Genomic DNA, 15,973 nt, shown 5'->3' on the forward strand with positions numbered 1-15,973 from the left:
CCCCCCCCCCCCCCCCCCCCCCCCCCCCCCCCCCCCCCCCCCCCCCCCCCCCCGCTTCTTGCCGGAAAAACCGGCTTGTAGTTTTCAGCGGCACAACGCGACGATAAGGAAGGATGGAGAAGCGAGATGAACATTCTGGCAATCGGGGATATTGTGGGAACAGTAGGCTGCGAGCATCTGCGCCGGGTGCTGCCCCGGCTCAAAAAAGAGAGGCAGGTGGATCTGGTCATTGCCAATGGGGAGAACTCCGCCGACCGCAACGGCATTTCCCCCTCCTCCGCCGACCATATCTTTCAAAGTGGGGTGGACGTAATCACCACCGGCAACCACGCCTTTCGCCGCAGGGATATTTATGAGCGTTTCGAGGAGGACGCGTTTCTTCTGCGTCCGGCGAACTATCCCTCCTCCGCGCCGGGGAAAGGAATCTGCGTGGTGGACAAGGGATATGTAAAGGTCTGTGTGCTAAACCTCTCCGGCACGGTGTTTTTAGAAAGCCTGCGCTGCCCCTTTGAAACGGCCGACGAACTCCTTACCCGGACCGACGGAGCGAAAATCGTGCTCGTGGATTTTCATGCAGAAGCCACGGCGGAAAAAAAGGCGCTGGGGTATTATTTGGACGGCCGGGTGTCCGCCGTGTACGGCACCCATACCCACGTTCCCACTGCGGACGAAACCATACTACCGAAGGGAACCGGCTTTCTGACCGATATCGGCATGACCGGCCCGCGTGACTCGGTGCTGGGCGTGAAGGCGGAGCTGTCCATCCGCAAAATGAAGGATAAGCTGCCGGTTTTCTTCGAATACGCCGACGGTCCCTGCATCATGCAGGGGGTGTTGATGCAGGTCGATGAGAAATCGGGAATATGCCGCAAAATCGAACGCATTTCGGTTTCCTGAAGATGGGACGATTGTAAAGCGGGCAGGAACCGGCTATAATAAAGCAAAACGAAGGAGTGCCGGAATCCGGCGTGCCTTCTCTGATGAAACGGAGGACCGAATCACCCATGAGAAAGACGCTTTTGCTGCTCTTGTCCGCCTGCCTGCTGTTGACCGGCTGCGGCATCATTGATTTAAGCCCGGTTTCTTCCGCCCAGCCGGAAAGCGCGTCCCCTTCCCAGGAAGATGTCTCGCAGGAACCCTCCGGCACGCTGATCGAACGAAATTTTACCCTCTGTCTTGAGTCCGGCGATTCTCTCAACCCCTACCGCTGCTCCACCCGCACGAATCTGGAGCTGTCCGGGCTTTTGTACCGGTCGCTGGTGCGCCTGAGCCCTTCCCTGGAGCCCCAGAAGGAGCTGGCCCAGGAGATTACCCTGGACGGCCTTGCCTGTACGGTTACCCTCAAGGAGGGACAGGTGTTTTCCGATGGCTCACCGGTGACCGCGGCGGACGTGGTGTATTCCTATAATTTAGCAAAAGGCTCGGCCGCTTACCAGGCTCGGTTCGCCGGGGTAAAATCGGCGGCGGCCGCCGGGAACAGCGTGGTCTTTACCCTGGCCGCGCCCAACCGCAATTTCGCCAATCTTTTGGATTTTCCGATTCTCAAAAACGGCACTGGCGAGGAAGGCGCCGTGCCGGTGGGCGGCGGGCTTTACGTCTATCAGGCGGCCCAGAGCCAACTCACCGCCAATCCCCAGCTTTCCGGGGACGAATACCCGAACATCGAGCCCATCTACCTTACCAACGTCCCAGACAGCGACACGCTGATCCACGCGTTGGACATGGGGATGGTCAGCATGCTGGTGATGGAGCCATCCCAGGCGGCAGGGCAGCGGGTGTCGTCGGTGTCGGAGAAGTACCTGACCACCAATCTGGTGTTCGCCGGGATCAATTTGAAATCCGCCAATATGAGGGATGTGAATATCCGCAAAGCAGTCAATGCCGCCGTAGGCCGGGAGGAGCTTGCCAAAAAAGCGTTTCTCGGCTTCGCGGAGCCGGCGGTCACGCCCTTCTACCCAGCCTGGCAGGCGTTGGACGGGCTGACTCTGCCCAGCGCGTCGGCGGATCTGACCGGCGCCCTTTCCTACCTGAGCGCCGCCGGGTATCAGCGGGCGCAGGGTGCCACGGAAGGCCTGGTGCTCAAAAACCGGCGCACCCTGCCGATGAAAGTTCTCGTCAACAGCGACAACGAAGCACGGGTGTCTCTGGGGAAGGACCTGGTTTCCCAGCTTCAGAAAGCAGGGATCGACGCGAGCCTGACCGAGCTTCCCTTTGAGGAATACAGCGCCGCCATTCAAAAGGGTAATTACGACCTTTATATCGGGGAAATCCGGTTGACCGCCGACATGAATCTGGAAAAGGTGCTGCCCGCGGGGGAAGCCGCCAATGCATACAGCCAGTACCAGAAAGGCGAGATGGACCTGCAGGCTTTTTTGACCGCCTTTTCCCAGGAGCAGCCCATGGTCCCCTTGTGTTACCGGCAGGGCGCAGTGGCTTTTACCCGGGACCTGAAGGGAACCATTGCCCCAGCCTTTTCCGATCCTTACCGGGGCGCGAAAGACTGGACCTTCGGCGGATAGAATCTTGCGGCTTCCGGGGAATAGTCGGGTCAGGGACGTGCATACAGATGAAACGGTCCGTTAGATCCGGCATTGGCAAAGAACTCCTTGCAATTTCCTGTTTTTTTGATACAATGAACTTATCTACCCATCGTATGCACCATAGGCTGGAGGTTGGGCAGGTGAGCAAAGGAGGTTTTCTTTGTTGATTAAGACAGAGAATCCGCTGGGTACGGTGGAAATATCCGAAGAATACTTTGCCAAGCTGATCGGGGACGCGGCCTCCTCCTGCTACGGCGTGGCTCAGATGTCTACCATCGGCGCCATGCAAGGCGTTAAGGCCATGATAAAGCGGGAGTTTCCCGACAAGGGTGTGCGCATCAAGGAAGAGCCGGAAGGCCTGGTGATTGACCTGCACATTGTCGTCACCTACGGGGTGAACATCGCGGCCATCACCAAGAGCATCGTGCATAAGGTGCGGTATGTGGTGGAGGACGTCACCGGCTTTGGTGTCAAGAAGGTCAACGTTTATGTCGATTCGCTGAAAACATAAGGTGTGCCGGTAACGCCGCGATTTTGTTTTTAGCTAAAATACCGAGTGGGGAGAGTGCGTTTTGTGATCACAGGCACACAGTTGAAGGATGCCATTCTTTCGGCGTCCAACCATATTCATAACAACCGCAAGCAGGTGGATGAGCTGAATATCTTCCCCGTGCCCGACGGGGACACGGGAACCAATATGTCCATGACCATCGGTGCAGCGGCCAAGGAGCTTTCCGGCTTTGCATCCGACTCGATCGGAGAATGTGCCGAGAAGGCCGCGTCCGCCATGCTCCGGGGTGCCAGGGGCAATTCCGGCGTTATTTTGTCTCTTTTGTTCCGCGGCTTTGCTAAGGGTCTCAAGGACAAGGAGGCAGCCGACGGGCTCGATTTGGCAAACGCCCTGCTTTTGGGTGTGGAGGCCGCTTACAAAGCGGTCATGAAGCCTACCGAAGGGACTATTTTGACGGTGGCCCGGGTCAGCGGCGAAAAGGGCCGTGCGGCCGCCACCATCAACCGGGACGCCCTGGTGGTTTGGGACGCCATTTGTGACAATGCCGAGAAGGCGCTGGCCACCACGCCGGACCTTCTGCCGGTTCTGAAGAAAGCGGGCGTAGTGGACGCCGGCGGAAAAGGACTTGCTTTGATTTTTGAAGGGATGCGTTCGGTGTTTGCCGATGGTATGCTGATCCCCGCCGTCGATCTTTCTGCCCAGGAAACCCAGGAGACGGCGACGCCCGGCAACGCGGTTGCCGAATGGGAAGGGGAAATCACCTTCACCTACTGCACCGAGTTCATCGTGGGCCGGGATCCGGAAATCAAAGAGGACCCCGCGACCTTGCGTGCGTTCCTTGAGTCTATCGGCGACTGTGTGGTGGTTGTGGACGACGACGAGATCATCAAAGTGCATGTGCACACCGAGCAGCCGGGCGACGCGCTCCAGCGGGGCCTTGCCTTCGGCCAGCTTTTGACGGTGAAAATTGAGAATATGCGCGAGCAAAAGCGCAAGGCTGAGGAGGCGGCGGCCGCGGCAAAGAAGGGCCCCGAACGGGTCGACCCGGTCAACGACTACGGCTTTGTGGCGGTGTCGGTAGGCGACGGGCTCAGTAACCTCTTTACCGACCTTGGCTGTGAGCAAATCGTCAGCGGCGGCCAGACCATGAACCCTTCCACCGAGGACATTCTGGAAGCGGTGCTGGCGACGCCGGCGAAAACTGTCTTTGTTTTCCCCAATAATAAGAACATCATCATGGCCGCCGAGCAGGCGGTGGCGCTGGCTGCCGACCGCAAGGTGGTGGTGGTGCCCACCCGTACCATTCCTCAGGGCCTGACGGCGCTTCTGGCATTTGACCCGGATGACTCCGACGAGGAAAACCAGGCCAATATGCTCAAGGCCGCCGAACGGGTCGGTACCGGGCAGGTCACCTTTGCCGCGCGGGATTCCGATTACGACGGGCATAAAATCCATGAAGGCGAGATCATCTCGCTGATGAACGGCAAGCTGATGTACACCGACAAGACTCCGGTCAAGGCGGTGGTGCATCTGGCCAAGGCTATGATTAAGAAGGATACTTCCTTCGTCACCCTCATCTACGGCGAAGGCGTCACCGAGGAGCAGGCGGAGGAAGCCAGGGCCTCCATCCAGGCGAGGCTCAACGACGACGCGGAGGTCACCGTCATCCACGGCGGCCAGCCCATCTATTATTTCATTATGTCGGTTGAGTGATAGCATGTCTCTGACCAGTACAAGCGATATTCGATATGTAAAGGGTGTCGGCGAGAAGCGGGCCCAGCTTTTCTATAAGCTGGGCGCCCCTACCGTCGGCGCCCTTTTGCGCTTATATCCCCGCAGCTATGAGGACTGGAGCCATCCCTATTTGATCCAGGACGCGCCCATGAACGAGGTTTGCTGCGTCAAGGCGACCATTGCCGCTCCGGTGAAGGAACACCGCATCCGGGCTGGAATGGTTCTCTACAAGACCCAGGCTACCGATGGGGAATCTCTTTTGCAGATCACCCTTTTCAACAACCGGTTTGCCGCCTCCGCTCTGCGGGAAGGGGAGGAGTACCTATTTTACGGTAAAATGGCCGGGACGCCCCGCAAGCGGGAGATGAGCGCGCCGGCTATTCGCAAAGCATCCACTGGCCAGGGCATCCACCCGGTCTATCCCCAAACTCAGGGACTGTCCTCGAAGATGATCGAATCGGCTATGAAACAGGCGGTTCGGGCGCTGGGAGACGGGTTAGGAGACCCGCTGCCGGACAAGCTGCGCCAGGAATACACCTTGTGTCATTTGCGCTATGCGTTGGAAAACATTCACTTCCCCAAATCCTACGAAGCGCTGGCCATTGCCCGGCAGCGGCTTATTTTCGAGGAGCTGCTCACATTGCAGCTGGGTCTTCTCCGCCTGCGCATGGGCACGGTGGTGAAAACCAACCTGATCCTGAAGGAGGACGCGTCGGAAGCCTTCTTTTCCCTCCTACCCTTTGCCCCTACCGGCGCCCAGCGCCGGGCCGTGCAGGAGGCGGTCAGGGATATGAAAAGCGGCCGTGCCATGAACCGTCTGCTGCAAGGGGACGTGGGCGCAGGAAAAACCGCGGTGGCGGCGGCCCTTTGCTATTGCGCGGTAAAAAACGGGTGGCAGGCGGCCATGATGGCGCCTACCGAAATCCTGGCTGTGCAGCACTATCAGTCTCTTTGTGCCCTGCTGGCCCCTGCGGGGGTGCGGGTGGCCCTCTTGACCGGTTCTACCAAAGCGGCGGAGAAAAGGCAAGTATTGCAGCAGCTGGAGGCGGGCGAAATCGGCCTTTTGGTAGGGACCCATTCCCTCTTACAGGAAAACGTGGTCTTTTCCAAGCTGGGCCTAGTGGTCACGGATGAACAGCACCGGTTCGGCGTGGAGCAGCGGGCGGTGCTGGCCGCCAAGGGCCAGCAGGTACACATGCTGGTCATGTCCGCCACCCCCATTCCCCGCACCCTGGCCCTGATTATTTACGGGGACTTGGATATTTCCATCCTTGACGAGCTTCCTCCCGGCCGCCAGCAGGTACAGACTCTGGTGATGGGCACCGGCAAGCGGGAAAAGGTCTATGCGTTCTTAAAGAAGGAGATGGACGCGGGCAGGCAGGCCTATATCGTCTGCCCTCTGGTGGAGGAAGGGGACGGGGGGCTTACCTCCGCCCAGAAGTATGCGAGAACCCTTTCGGAAGGCCCCTTCCGGGCTTATTCGGTGGGGCTTCTCCACGGTAAGCTCAAACCTAAGCAAAAGGACCAGGTCATGGCGGATTTTAAGGCGGGAAGACTGTCTCTCCTGGTGGCCACCACCGTGATCGAGGTAGGGGTGGACGTGCCCAACGCCGCCGTCATGGTCATTGAGAACGCCGAGCGGTTCGGCCTTTCCCAGCTGCACCAATTGCGCGGCCGGGTGGGGCGCGGCACCGCCCAGTCCTACTGCATCCTCATTTCCGACGCGCGAAACGACGCGGCGGTACGGCGTCTCAAAGCTATGCGCAGCACCAGTGACGGTTTTCGCATTGCCGACGAGGATTTAAAGCTGCGCGGCCCCGGTGACTTTTTCGGACAGCGCCAGCATGGCCTGCCCGAGCTTCACATCGCGGATATGGCGGAGGATGTGGCGGTGCTGCGCAGCGCCCAGGAGGCCGCCAGAGCGATTTTAAAGCAGGATCCCGCCCTGTCCGCACCGGAACATGCGGGGCTGAAAGAAGCGGTCACGGCCCTATTTGAGAACGTAGGGGAACGGGGCCTCAATTGAGGCAAACCCGCGGCGGACTCGCCTTGGCCGCAGGCTTTGATTTGTTAAGAGAAAACATGTATGAAAACAAAAAGGCGTTGAAGCAGCCGCTGCTTCAACGCCTTTTCCATTGCCGGGAGCAAAAAAACAGTTCCCGGCTATTTTCTTAAAAAAGAAAACGCTGCGGCATGCCATACGCATCCCGCAGCATTTGGGTTTACGCTACAAAATAGATACCCGTTGAAAACGCGGGTAAGAACAAGACGGCTCCCCACAAACGTGAGGAGCGCGATTTGCGTGCAGGCTCAGCCTGTTGGGGTTACGCTACAAAAAAGATATTCTCTTTAGAAAAATGTCTTATTATGAATTTATATGGAAATATATGGCCACGTACCTGCACAAAGAGGCACTGAGAAACTCGCGTTTCTTCTAGTTTATGATACTCCCCAGGGGCCTCTTGTCAAATAAAGGCGCTATTCCGACCTGCCCTCTATCTGCATCGTGGCCATTTGCTCTTTGCTCAGGCCATTTTTGGCACCGTATTGCAGCCAATACCCCGCAGAGGCCCGTACATACAGCCAGGTCGGAAGCGGCATGGTAACGCTGCCGCTGTATGGGCTGCCGCTTTCCACCGCCTGCGCCAACTTTTTCACCTTCCTCTTCACAAGCCCGGCAAAGGGCGTGGTGAGGATGGCTTCGCCGCTGCCAACCCGCAGCACACTGCCAAAGGAAAAGCCGTTCTGCGCACAAAATAGGCGAACCATGTCACAGGCCACGTCGTTCTGCCGCGGCTCTAGAAAGCCACAGTTCACCAGCACATGCACGATGGGCCGGGTTAGAAATTCCTGCTGTGCAAGCTGCTTCAGAAAGCACATCAGCGTCACCGGTAAGCCGTCGGCATACAGTGGGAACACAAGCAACACGTCAGTGCACCCAGCCGCCTGAGCACATGCCCGGGCATCCTGTTTTTTCGTCACCTCATATTCGTACACATCTGCGCCGAAAAATTCTCGGAACATCTGTATATACTGTTTCGAGTTCGATCGCGGAGCCCTTGGGCTTGCGTTCACGATCATTAGACTTCCCATGCCGTTACCTCCTGCTTCACCGCGGCCTCCAGCTGCTGCGGCGCTATAAAACGCACACGGTGTGTGCGAAACATCATATTGTAGGCGTTGCGCTCCACCAGCCGTTCAAACACCGCCTGCTCTTCGGATGGGATATCTCCATATGCTAGGATGACGGCATCCTTCTCCCGCACAGCGCGCTGCACATGGTGCGCTTCGCCGTGATACAAGCGGATGAATGCCTGCTGGATAGGGATGGCGCGCTCCAGCATCGTTTTCATCACCTTGCCGTACGAGCCGAACTCCACCGCTGTTACATAGATCAGGCGCTCGCTGCGCGCGATCAGTGGGTACACCTTCACCGCGTCATCTCGGATGACGCACCTGCCCGGCGTTTTCACCCAGCAGCCAAAGCAACCCACGCAGTTGGCAATACGCAGGGCCGAGAGATCGATATATCGGTTGTCTTCTCCTTTCATTTGAAGAAAGGGAAGCGGGATATCACTCATCAATAGATTCACAGAAAAATCCTCCTTCTGTTTTCTACCAGCTGCGTGACCAATATTATGGGTCTTGCCTGCAAGAGCCAAACACCATGCCCGAAACCGACGTAATGCGGCGTAATGCAGCCGATGCCCAACCTGCACTTTTCCACCCACGCCCGTTTAACGGCACGCCTGTCCCACTCAGCTCACGTTTTGCCTACATTCACTGCTTAGGAGCATTGCGAATATTTTCAAATATCTTATAGGCAGTATATCACAATTTTCGTTAGAAATACAAGTACGCCATTCCGTTGAAATATCTACATAAACTGAAAATTCTTTGAGTCTCGAAGCTGGTCAATAAACCCTTTGCGATATTCTATCTGGGACTGCGTATGCAGCAAATATGTGAGCAGGTCAAAATTAAAAATTTCTTCCGAACAAAGCCCTCTGATTTAAGGTAAGAAACTACTAATCGTGGATTGTTTAATGGATAAGTGTATTCCTTGGCTTTTATCTGTTACACTGCGCAAAAATGTATTATCAATACGGCTAGGGCTATGCTCACAAAAGTAGGTGATATCATATGCATAGGTTTTACCGACGTGTCCATAATGGATAAGATATTTTAAAAGGTGAAAATACTCGCTGCGCTTTATCTCCTTAAATTTCGTTTTTTCTCCAATTACATTGGTGCTTGTAACGTATCTATGTGACTTACAAAGGCGTTCAAAATTCTATTTGCAGATTCTAAAAAAGGGCGCCTCCTTGTATCTTGAAGGCTTAAAAGAGGCCTGATTCTCGGTTTCGTCAATCTATCCATTTCTCTGGCGGAAACTTCTACATATTTTTGAGCGGGGAAAAGGTTGCAAAACGAAAAAAGCGGGGTTGCCTACCTAAAAAATCAGGCGGAAGTCCCGCTCATACGGGTTTATTTTCTTTTTTAGGTTTGGACATCCACGGTAAAACGGTTTTTCGGATTTCGCTCCAAAAGGCCCGCAATCCCGCATGGAACCTAACAAAAATGGCGTGACATCTTTTTGTCACGCCATCATGGAGCTGGTGAGCGGACTTGAACCGCTGACCTGCTGATTACGAATCAGCTGCTCTACCGACTGAGCCACACCAGCACATAAAAGGAAGAGACCGGTGACGAACACACGCCGCCGCGGCTCTTATCCATTAAGGATATCTCTGCTAACAGTGTTTTATTATACTGGATTGCCTTCGCTTCGTCAAGCACTTTTCAATCGGAACCAGATGACATGACAGAAATAGGCCAAAATTGTATCTTTCTTAGAGAATATAGGATAAAATAGAAGATTTTTTGTTTGGTAACAATTACCGGTCGATATACAGTGAATGTTTTTCACGATATAAGGTAAAAAAATAATAAAAGTATTATAATCTTTACTAAGAGGAGGTGTGCCAAGATGATAGGGGATAAGCTTCGCTACCTACGCGAAAAGAACGGCTACACCCAGCGCAAGGTAGCTGATTTTTTGAATATTGATCGGTCTACGTATTCATATTACGAAACGGGGAAAACCAGACCGGATATTGAGACACTGAAAAAGCTCGCGAACCTTTTTCATGTTTCTATAGATTATATTGCGGAAAACAATGTGAGACTGCGCAACGAAGGGGCGGCCTATACCACCCGCTCATCTTCTGTGGAGCCGTTGTCGGATATGGAGGAAAATATTATTCAGCTGTATCGCAATTTGGCCCAGGAAGACCGGCAGAAGGTCGGCGACATGGTCATTCAGATTCTTTCAGGAGAGCGGAAGGAATAACTTCCGCTTTCTTTCTACCAAAGCCCATTGCCTTTCCCGGGGGAAGTATGCTACAATAGCCCCGAATCATCCGGGATAGGGAAAGGCGGTATTTGATATGAAAGAATTTAAGCTCGGCGCGAATGCGACGGCGAAAGCTATGGTAAGCGACGGCAACACGGCCAAAGCAATGGGAAGCGGAAATCTCGCGGTGTTTGCGACGCCGGCGATGATTGCCCTGATGGAAGAAGCGGCCACCAGCTGCGCGGCGCAGTTTTTAGACGAAGGAAGCGAAACGGTGGGGACGATGATTTCGGTCAAGCATATGTCCGCCACGCCGGTTTCCATGGAAGTATGCGCCAAAGCCACCCTCACCGAAGTGGACGGCAAGCGCCTGGTGTTTGACGTGGTCGCTGAGGATGAAGCGGGTATCATCGGCGCGGGCACTCATGAGCGGTTTATCGTGACAGGGGAAAAATTTCTGCAGCGTGCCCAGGCCAAGCTTTCCGCCAAAGAGAAGGACGCGCGGCACTAAGCTTGCGTAAGTACGCGGCGCCGGTCTCATCTGCGCGGCTGTTATGATAAGAAAAGACTTATTTTCGTAACGGAATAGGCTCGAGAAATCCATAAAGAATGCGAACCACACTTCTGTGGTTCGCATTCTTTTGTTTTGGATTATTCCTTACCCGGTACGTTTGCCAGCATCACCCGCACGAAAGAAAAGCGGTTTTGCAGATGGTCGGCGGCGGTTCGGGAAGGATGGGGGACGCCGGTTTCCCGGCGAAGAGGCAGGCTGAGATAGACCCGGGTGACACCCTGGTTATGCTCGGCGAAGGCGGTGCCTTGGTGGGCTACGGCGGCCAGTTTCGCCACCGTAAGCCCGATCCCGGAGCCCGCCCGGGAAGGCCCGGCCGGATGATAGGCATAAAAGGGGTCGAACATACGAAGAAGCGCGTCCCCTTTCAGGGGAAATCCGCGGCTGCCTACCCCGATCAAAACCCGATTTCCACACTCTGATACCGTCAGGTCCGCCCTTCCGTCCCCGTAAAGGAGAGCGTTTGACAGCAGGTTGAGCACCGCTAAAGAAAGGGAATCCTCGTCGAACCGGGTGCAGATGCTCCCGACAGGCGCATGGTAACGCACCGAAAGGCCAAGGGGGCTGAGCAGGGTGCCGCAGGCGGCACTTAGCTCCTGCAAGAAGCCGGTCAAGCTTGCGTAGCAAAGAGAAGGCCGGGGAGCGCCTTGCAGAAAGCGGGATAGGGCGGACAGGTTCTGAAACTCCCGCAGCAGGCATTGGCAGCGGTTGTCGAGGATGTCCAGATAAACCCCATGTTCCCGGCTGATCCCCTGCTTTTTGAGCGCCTCGGTCACCCCGAAGCAGATGGCCAGGTTTGCCCGCAGCCGGGAAAAGAACATGCCGCTTGCCAGGGCCGGTTCCCGCATGGGAACGCTTGCGCAGAACCCGTCGGCAATCAGCAGAAGAACTTGCTCAAGAGAGCCTTCCCGCATGGCGGGGATAAGACTGACGGTGCACCCCACCGCAGGCGGCACGCCGCAGGCAAGGGACACGCTTTCCCCTTTTTGCAGGCTTTGCAGGACTTGGGCAGGCGAGCTGGGATAAAGGAGGGTTTGTATGCCGTCGGACAGCTTGAGAAACGGAAAGCGCCGTGCGGCATCGGGATTTAGCCACTGGATGCGAAGCTGCCGGTCGGCGGTGGCGGCCGCGATGGGCAGGTCCTCATAGGCGCCCTGAATTTCCGGCAGATGCGCGGCAGTCAGCAAAAAAATCCCTCCTTTTTGTCCATTTCTTTGCCCTAGTATGTCCGAATTTTCTTGTTTTGACGCTGGTGAATTCAGGCATCCGGGTGAAAACCTGGGAAAGGCCGCTTTGAGAGCGGAAAACTGCACAAGGACAAATTTTGCTTTTCTGCGAAAAGCGTGCAAAAGGTAAAATTGTGACCCAGGGGTTAAATTTGTAACAAACGCCTTGTAAATTGGGGTGGATTGATATAAAATAGAATCATACTATTTTTGGGAGGTTCAAAGACAATGGGAATTAAAATTGGTATCAATGGCTTTGGCCGCATCGGCAGACTGGTTTTCCGCGCGGCAGTCGCTCAGCCGGACGTATTCGATGTCGTTGCCATCAACGATCCGTTTATCCCGGTAGATTACATGGTTTACATGACCAAGTATGACAGCATGCACGGCAAATTTGACGGCTGTGTCAAGGCAGAGGACGGCAAGCTGGTCGTCAACGGCAAGGCCATCAGCGTCTATGCCGAAAAGAGCCCGGAGAATATTCCGTGGGGCAAAGAAGGCGTCGAGTATGTGGTAGAGTCCACCGGCGTGTTCACCGCACAGGAAAAAGCCATGCTGCACATTCAGGGCGGCGCGAAGAAGGTTGTCATCTCTGCTCCTGCGAAGGACAAGGAGACTCCCACTTTCGTCTGCGGCGTCAACCTGGACAAGTATACCAAGGACATGAAGGTGGTTTCCAACGCTTCCTGCACCACCAACTGCCTGGCTCCGCTTGCCAAGGTTATCAATGATAAATTCGGCATTGTCGAAGGCCTCATGACCACCGTTCATGCCACCACCGCCACCCAGAAGACCGTGGACGGCCCGTCCAACAAGGACTGGCGCGGCGGCCGTGCAGCGGCTGGCAACATCATCCCGTCTTCCACCGGCGCCGCCAAGGCCTGCGCACTGGTTATCCCGGAAGTGCAGGGCAAGCTGACCGGTATGTCCTTCCGTGTTCCCACGCTGGACGTTTCCGTTGTGGATCTGACCGTCCGTCTTGAGAAATCCACCACCTACGACGAGATCTGCGCGGCGGTGAAGGAAGCTTCCGAGACCAGCATGAAGGGCATCCTGGGCTATACCGAGGATATGGTCGTCTCCAGCGACTTCCTGGGCGATGCCCGTACCTCCATTTTTGATGCCAAGGCCGGTATCATGCTCAACCCGAACTTTGTCAAGCTGGTTTCCTGGTACGACAATGAGTGGGGCTATTCCAACAAGGTCCTGATGCTTATTCAGCACATGGCCAAGGTAGACGCGGAATAATTCGATTGCTTTGCAAAAGGGCTGAAACCTTGTGTTTCAGCCCTTTTCTGTTATCTGTCCGGCCGGGCGGCGGCCTTTTCCGTACTTGGAGAAAGCGGCAAGCGGCATACGGCTGAATCGGGTCGAAATCTTGGTTTGGCATAGCGCTTGTTCGAGGCCGTGCGTTTGGCGTGTTTTATCCGCTTGCCGGCCGGATTTCCCCAGAAAACTTCGGATTTTAGACGAAGCGCCGCCTGCAGCCGGTTGGCTACGCGCAGACAGCCGCACCTTTCTAGCGGCGCTGCACCAAAGTCGACCGGTCGGCGCATCCGAAGAATCAGAAAGGAGGAGGAGAAATGGAAGAACTGCAAAAATTACTGCGGGCCAGAGAATACTTGCAGCAGCTTTCGCAAGGGATCGACCCCATCTCCCGCCAGACTTTACCGGAGGGAAACGGGCTTGCTGGCCAGCGGCTGCGCAACTGCTTTGCCTATGTGGCGGGCGTGCTTGGGCAGGTGATTGAAAACGGCGGTCAGGTTGGGCGGCAGACCAGAGAGAAAAAAGCGCCCTTCTCCATATCCGCCCAACAGCTTTCCCAGGTGGAACTGAGCGATACGCCGGTGTCTCTGAGCGTCGTGGTGCAGCGCATCAATGAAGCCGCCGGGGTGGACGACACGAAAAAGAAGCTGACCCATCCGCCTTTGGCCAACTGGCTTTTAGCCAAGGGCTTTTTGCAGGAGGTAACCGACGCGCAGGGCCATAAAAGCAAGGCCGCCACGATGCAGGCAGGAGAAATCGGGATTGTCCGCGCTCAGCGGCAGAATCCCAATGGAAAGAGTTACTGGGTCAATCTCTACACCCGGGAAGCCCAGCAGTTTCTGCTCGACCATCTGGAGCAGATTTTGCAGGAACCGGCAGAGAACGGAGAGGCCTCGGTCTGATTGTTGCCATTCGGTAAGAGTTTCGAAAGAAAACCTTCATAACCTTGCATGTTGCAGGTGGTATTCTTCATACAGGTAGAAGAAAGGGGGAAGACGATGAAGGGACTAAAATGGGTTTCACAGCTAAGCCGGAGGAAAAAATGCATCCTGCTGCTGGCGGCGGCAGGGCTGATTCTTTTGTGCATTGGGATTGGGCTGGCGGTTTCGCTGGGCTCTCCCAGCACTCCTGCGAAACGGCGGGAGACCACGCCCACTGAATACAGCGTCTTTCCCGAAGAAATCCGGGGCGTTCCCGTCTATACCCAGCTGGTGGAGGAAGGGGCGCCGGGCCGGCCTGAAATCAAACGCAGCATCTGGTACGTGGTCATCCACGAGACTGACAACTGGAACGCCGGTGCCGACGCGGCCGCCCATGCAGACTTTCTGTCCTTCAATAGCCCTTCCACCACCGCTTGGCATTATACCGTGGACGACCATGAGATTTACCACCACATTCCCGACAACGAGGTGGCCTATCATGCTGGGGACGGTGCCGCGGGCGACGGCAATCTCCACGGCATCGGCGTGGAGATCTGCGTCAACGAAGACGGGAATTTTGAAGCCGCCTTCGACAATGCCGCCAAGCTGACCGCCTATTTAGTGAAGGAATACGGCCTTTCTCTGAACGACGTGAAGATGCACTATGATTTTTCCGGGAAGAATTGCCCTTCCGGCATCCGCAGGGACGGACGGTGGAAGGAGTTCAAGGCCCGGGTGGCCCAGTATCTGCAATAGGGTCCGGGACGGCATTTCCAAAAAGCAAAAGGCCCGCCGCCCGCATGCAGACAGACGGAACATACCCGGATGGACGCGGTTTTCTAAACGAAGGAACCTGTGCGTTCGATGCATCAAAAAAGGCTGCGGTTTCATTTTGAAACCACAGCCTTTTTGTAATTGTCGTTGTCTTTCTAGCCTTCCTGTTTTGCATCCTTGAGCTTGGCAAAGGACTCCAAAAGGTCCACCGTTCTATCAATCCCCACGATACTGGTATCCACCGCCAGATGATAGTTCTCCACCTGGCCCCATTTTCGTCCGGAATAGAAATTATAATAGTTGGCACGCTTTTTGTCCGTCTTTCGGATCTTTTCCTCCGCCTTGCGGTCGTCAAGTTGATACAGGCGGGCCACCCGTTCCACACGGACTTCTTTGGGTGCGTGTAAAAACAGGTTCAGACAAGCCGGATCGTCCCGCAGCACATAGTCGGCGCATCGCCCCACCACCACACAGGAGCTTTTCGCCACCTCTTTGATTACATCCGACTGGAACAAAAACACCTTATCGTTCATGGGCATTTCAGGAACACCGGAAACATGACTGCCCATCGCATAGGAGCCGATGGCCAGGGAATACAGGATGCTGTTGGTGGCCTTCTCGTCGAAATCGGAAAGAAGCTCTTCACTCATGCCGTTTTCCTTGGCGGCCATCTCCAGAAGCTCCCGGTCATAAAAGGGAATATGAAGCCGGTCGGCCAGCTTTTTGCCGATTTCCCGGCCGCCGCTTCCGAATTGTCTGCCGATGGTAATGATGACTTTGTTTTTCATACTCGATCCCTCCAAGTTGATCGGCGCGGCAGCTGCCTCACCGTTTGCGGTTGCGAAAGTCAGATGCAATGGTTCACACCAGCCTCCGTCTGCGCAGATAGAGAAAACAATATGGTAGGTTAAGGATGGAACCTTATCCGGTGAAACCGGACCGGATGAAAAGGAAAGACGCGGATGTCGCCTTCCTTCTTTTCTTATTATACAACAAATGGATCAAAAGCGAAACCACACAAATGTTTCTTTTGCCGGCGGAATGGATTTTGAAAAGAAAAGACCATCCCATTTCT

The 15,973-nt window shown here is 55.4% G+C and carries 14 protein-coding genes and 1 tRNA gene; 10 read left to right on the forward strand and 5 right to left on the reverse strand.

Going from position 1 to position 15,973, the window contains the following annotated elements; genetic code table 11:
• Window positions 1-126: 126 nt before the first annotated feature.
• From WMO26_RS11685 to recG, 5 genes are all read left to right on the forward strand, one after another.
• Window positions 127-897, forward strand: coding sequence for a TIGR00282 family metallophosphoesterase (locus WMO26_RS11685; protein WP_349220602.1), 771 nt, complete (start codon window positions 127-129; stop codon window positions 895-897).
• Between the two features lie 107 nt (window positions 898-1,004).
• A complete protein-coding gene (locus WMO26_RS11690; RefSeq protein ID WP_349220604.1) occupies window positions 1,005-2,519 on the forward strand; it encodes an ABC transporter substrate-binding protein in 1,515 nt (504 codons plus the stop codon).
• A 184-nt stretch (window positions 2,520-2,703) separates the two neighbouring features.
• The gene (locus WMO26_RS11695; RefSeq protein WP_349220606.1) at window positions 2,704-3,051 is read left to right on the forward strand and encodes an Asp23/Gls24 family envelope stress response protein; all 348 of its coding nucleotides are present in this window, start codon (window positions 2,704-2,706) and stop codon (window positions 3,049-3,051) included.
• Between the two features lie 63 nt (window positions 3,052-3,114).
• Window positions 3,115-4,764, forward strand: a complete 1,650-nt coding sequence (locus WMO26_RS11700; RefSeq protein WP_349220608.1) for a DAK2 domain-containing protein — start codon at window positions 3,115-3,117, stop codon at window positions 4,762-4,764.
• A 4-nt stretch (window positions 4,765-4,768) separates the two neighbouring features.
• Entirely contained in the window at window positions 4,769-6,811 is a 2,043-nt protein-coding gene (recG, locus tag WMO26_RS11705) for an ATP-dependent DNA helicase RecG (protein WP_349220610.1), read from the forward strand.
• A gap of 452 nt (window positions 6,812-7,263) precedes the next feature.
• Here recG and WMO26_RS11710 read toward each other — a convergent pair whose 3' ends face one another.
• The 3 genes from WMO26_RS11710 to WMO26_RS11720 form a co-directional block, all read right to left on the reverse strand.
• Window positions 7,264-7,878 carry a hypothetical protein gene (locus WMO26_RS11710; RefSeq protein WP_349220612.1) on the reverse strand — a complete coding sequence of 205 codons (615 nt, stop codon included), beginning with the start codon at window positions 7,876-7,878 and terminating at the stop codon, window positions 7,264-7,266.
• Complete coding sequence (locus tag WMO26_RS11715; RefSeq protein WP_349220614.1) at window positions 7,866-8,378, reverse strand: flavodoxin family protein; 513 nt, start codon at window positions 8,376-8,378, stop codon at window positions 7,866-7,868. The genes WMO26_RS11710 and WMO26_RS11715 overlap by 13 nt, the downstream gene beginning before the upstream one ends.
• Before the next feature lie 1,018 nt (window positions 8,379-9,396).
• A tRNA-Thr gene (locus tag WMO26_RS11720) sits at window positions 9,397-9,472 on the reverse strand.
• A gap of 303 nt (window positions 9,473-9,775) precedes the next feature.
• Between WMO26_RS11720 and WMO26_RS11725 the strand changes: the two genes are divergently transcribed.
• Both WMO26_RS11725 and WMO26_RS11730 read left to right on the forward strand, forming a co-directional pair.
• Window positions 9,776-10,138 carry a helix-turn-helix domain-containing protein gene (locus tag WMO26_RS11725; protein ID WP_349220616.1) on the forward strand — a complete coding sequence of 121 codons (363 nt, stop codon included), beginning with the start codon at window positions 9,776-9,778 and terminating at the stop codon, window positions 10,136-10,138.
• A gap of 97 nt (window positions 10,139-10,235) precedes the next feature.
• Window positions 10,236-10,652, forward strand: a complete 417-nt coding sequence (locus WMO26_RS11730) for a thioesterase family protein (RefSeq protein WP_349220618.1) — start codon at window positions 10,236-10,238, stop codon at window positions 10,650-10,652.
• A 140-nt stretch (window positions 10,653-10,792) separates the two neighbouring features.
• Here the strand turns inward: WMO26_RS11730 and WMO26_RS11735 are convergent, their stop codons facing one another.
• Window positions 10,793-11,899 carry a sensor histidine kinase gene (locus tag WMO26_RS11735; protein WP_349220619.1) on the reverse strand — a complete coding sequence of 369 codons (1,107 nt, stop codon included), beginning with the start codon at window positions 11,897-11,899 and terminating at the stop codon, window positions 10,793-10,795.
• Window positions 11,900-12,166: 267 nt separating this feature from the next.
• Here WMO26_RS11735 and gap point away from each other — a divergent pair, with 267 nt between their 5' ends.
• The 3 genes from gap (at window position 12,167) to WMO26_RS11750 (ending at window position 14,880) form a co-directional block, all read left to right on the forward strand.
• A complete protein-coding gene (gene gap, locus WMO26_RS11740) occupies window positions 12,167-13,186 on the forward strand; it encodes a type I glyceraldehyde-3-phosphate dehydrogenase (protein ID WP_349220620.1) in 1,020 nt (339 codons plus the stop codon).
• Between the two features lie 335 nt (window positions 13,187-13,521).
• Entirely contained in the window at window positions 13,522-14,106 is a 585-nt protein-coding gene (locus tag WMO26_RS11745; RefSeq protein ID WP_349220622.1) for a hypothetical protein, read from the forward strand.
• A gap of 96 nt (window positions 14,107-14,202) precedes the next feature.
• Window positions 14,203-14,880, forward strand: coding sequence for a peptidoglycan recognition protein family protein (locus tag WMO26_RS11750; protein ID WP_349220624.1), 678 nt, complete (start codon window positions 14,203-14,205; stop codon window positions 14,878-14,880).
• Between the two features lie 173 nt (window positions 14,881-15,053).
• On the opposite strand, the gene WMO26_RS11755 is transcribed toward WMO26_RS11750, so the two are convergent.
• Window positions 15,054-15,686, reverse strand: a complete 633-nt coding sequence (locus WMO26_RS11755; RefSeq protein WP_349220625.1) for a cytidylate kinase-like family protein — start codon at window positions 15,684-15,686, stop codon at window positions 15,054-15,056.
• Between the last annotated feature and the right edge of the window lie 287 nt (window positions 15,687-15,973).

Origin of the sequence: Solibaculum intestinale, assembly GCF_040096205.1 — a bacterium.
Taxonomy (GTDB): Bacteria; Bacillota; Clostridia; order Oscillospirales; family Acutalibacteraceae; genus Solibaculum_A; species Solibaculum_A intestinale.

Bases quoted from the DNA above. Each gene is read 5' to 3' on its own strand.
- WMO26_RS11755 (WP_349220625.1), bottom strand. From the start codon at position 15,686: ATGAAAAACAAAGTCATCATTACCATCGGCAGACAATTCGGAAGCGGC.
- recG (WP_349220610.1), top strand. From the start codon at position 4,769: ATGTCTCTGACCAGTACAAGCGATATTCGATATGTAAAGGGTGTCGGC.
- WMO26_RS11685 (WP_349220602.1), top strand. From the start codon at position 127: ATGAACATTCTGGCAATCGGGGATATTGTGGGAACAGTAGGCTGCGAG.
- WMO26_RS11725 (WP_349220616.1), top strand. From the start codon at position 9,776: ATGATAGGGGATAAGCTTCGCTACCTACGCGAAAAGAACGGCTACACC.
- WMO26_RS11710 (WP_349220612.1), bottom strand. From the start codon at position 7,878: ATGGGAAGTCTAATGATCGTGAACGCAAGCCCAAGGGCTCCGCGATCG.
- WMO26_RS11745 (WP_349220622.1), top strand. From the start codon at position 13,522: ATGGAAGAACTGCAAAAATTACTGCGGGCCAGAGAATACTTGCAGCAG.
- WMO26_RS11730 (WP_349220618.1), top strand. From the start codon at position 10,236: ATGAAAGAATTTAAGCTCGGCGCGAATGCGACGGCGAAAGCTATGGTA.
- gap (WP_349220620.1), top strand. From the start codon at position 12,167: ATGGGAATTAAAATTGGTATCAATGGCTTTGGCCGCATCGGCAGACTG.
- WMO26_RS11690 (WP_349220604.1), top strand. From the start codon at position 1,005: ATGAGAAAGACGCTTTTGCTGCTCTTGTCCGCCTGCCTGCTGTTGACC.
- WMO26_RS11750 (WP_349220624.1), top strand. From the start codon at position 14,203: ATGAAGGGACTAAAATGGGTTTCACAGCTAAGCCGGAGGAAAAAATGC.